At 59.2% G+C, this 2,479-nt stretch carries 1 rRNA gene; it reads right to left on the bottom strand.

The features are described 5' to 3' along the window. Positions 1-2,479 (bottom strand): 23S ribosomal RNA (locus DMP08_RS12220); the annotation flags it as partial.

Here is a 2,479-nt window from a genome sequence, read left to right on the forward strand (position 1 = left end):
AGACGAAGAGCTCGGGCTATTAGTACCGCTCGGCTGAGGCGATCGCTCGCCTTGCACCTGCGGCCTATCGACCAGGTGTTCTGCCTGGGCCCTTACCGAAAAGAGGACTCATCTTGGAGACGGCTTCCCACTTAGATGCTTTCAGCGGTTATCCGTGCCGGACGTAGCTAGGCAGCCGTGCCGTTGGTCGACAACTGCTGCACCAGAGGTCCGTCCACCCCGGTCCTCTCGTACTAGGGGCAGACCTCCTCAATCCTCTTGCGCCTGCGGAGGATAGGGACCGAACTGTCTCACGACGTTCTGAACCCAGCTCGCGTACCGCTTTAAATGGCGAACAGCCATACCCTTGGGACCGACTTCAGCCCCAGGATGCGATGAGCCGACATCGAGGTGCCAAACCTTGCCGTCGATGTGGACTCTTGGGCAAGATCAGCCTGTTATCCCCGGAGTACCTTTTATCCGTTGAGCGACGGCCATTCCACTCTGGGCCGCCGGATCACTAGAACCGAGTTTCCTCCCTGCTCGACCTGTACGTCTCGCAGTCAAGCCCGCTTGCACTCTTGCGCTCTGCAGACGATTGCCAACCGTCCTGAGCGGACCTTTGCGCGCCTCCGTTACTCTTTAGGAGGCGACCGCCCCAGTCAAACTACCCGCCTGACACGGTCCCTGCGCCGGATCACGGCCGCAGGTTAGATCGCCGACGCGACGAGGGCAGTATTCCAAGGCCGGCTCCACGGGAACTGGCGTCCCCGCTTCGAAGCCTCCTGCCTATCCTCTACGCGCCGAGCCAACGATCAATGTCAAGCTGCAGTAAAGGTTCACGGGGTCTTTCCGTCCTTCCGCAGGTAATTCGCATCTTCACGAATAATACAATTTCACCGGGTCCATGGTTGAGACAGCGCCCAAATCGTTACGCCATTCGTGCAGGTCGGAACTTACCCGACAAGGAATTTCGCTACCTTAGGACCGTTATAGTTACGGCCGCCGTTTACTGGGGCTTGGCTTCAGGGCTTCGCCTTGCGGCTGACCCATCCGCGTAACCTTCCAGCACCGGGCAGGCGTCAGACCCTATACGTCGTGTTGCCACTTTGCAGAGTCCTGTGTTTTTGATAAACAGTCGCTTGGGCCGTTTCGCTGCGACCCCCGGCCGCTCCGGACGCGAGGTCCTTCACCGCCAGGGGCACTCCTTCTCCCGAAGTTACGGAGTCAATATGCCGAGTTCCTTAACCATGGTTCTCCCGATCGCCTCGGTATGCTCTACCCGCCCACCTGTGTCGGTTTTGGTACGGGCGCCGATGTCCCTTCCTAGAGGTTTTTCTCGGAAGCATGGGCTCGCCGACTTCGCCAAGAGGCTTCGTCTCGCGTCTCGGGATGCGTGCTGCGCTGATTTCCATGCGCAGCTCCCTACGCGCTTTCACGGGGACGTCCAGAACCCCGCTCGGCTACCCTTCTCCGTCGCCCCATCGGTGATGACGGTCCATCGGCGGTACAGGAATGTCCGCCTGTTGTGCATCGGCTACGCCTTCCGGCCTCGCCTTAGCTCCCGACTGACCCTGGGAGGATTAGCCTTGCCCAGGAACCCTTAGGCTTACGGCGGCGGCGTTTCTCGCGCCGCTCTCGTTACTCATGCCAGCATTCTCACTTCCACGCGGTCCACCGCAGGTCGCCCTGCGGCTTCGCCCCCCGTGGAAAGCTCCCCTACCACTAATCGAATTAGTCCGCTGCTTCGGTACCATGCTTAGCCCCGTGAATTGTCGGCGCATGTCCACTTGACCAGTGAGCTGTTACGCACTCTTTAAATGCATGGCTGCTTCTAAGCCAACATCCTGGTTGTCTAGGCAAACGCACATCCTTTGCCACTCAGCATGGATTTGGGGACCTTAGCAGGCGGTCTGGGCTGTTTCCCTCTCGAACACACAGCTTAGCCCACATGTTCTGACTCCCGGACTCTGAAATGGCGGCATTCGGAGTTTGGTTCCTGTCGGTAGGCGGTGAAGCCCCCTCGAGGATCCAGTGCTCTACCGCCGCCATTGAACGTCCGAGGCTAGCCCTAAAGCTATTTCGGGGAGAACGAGATATCTCCGGGTTTGATTGGCCTTTCACCCCTATCCACGGGTCATCCCCTCCGTTTTCAACCGAAGTGGGTTCGGCCCTCCACGGGGTCTTACCCCCGCTTCAGCCTGCCCATGGATAGCTCACCCGGCTTCGCGTCTGCAGCATGCGACTATGTTCGCCATCTTAAAGGCTCGCTTTCACTGCGGCTCGCTTAAAAGCTTAACCTCGCCGCATACCGCAACTCGCTGGCTCATTCTACAAAAGGCACGCCGTCACAGCGCGAAGGCTGCTCCGACTGCTTGTAGGCGCACGGTTTCAGGTACTGTTTCACTCCCCTCTCGGGGTGCTTTTCACCTTTCCCTCACGGTACTGGTTCGCTATCGGTCACAGGAGAGTGTTTAGCCTTGGAGGGTGGTCCCCCCTG

Source organism: Paraeggerthella hongkongensis (genome assembly GCF_003726035.1).
Lineage (GTDB): Bacteria > Actinomycetota > Coriobacteriia > Coriobacteriales > Eggerthellaceae > Paraeggerthella > Paraeggerthella hongkongensis.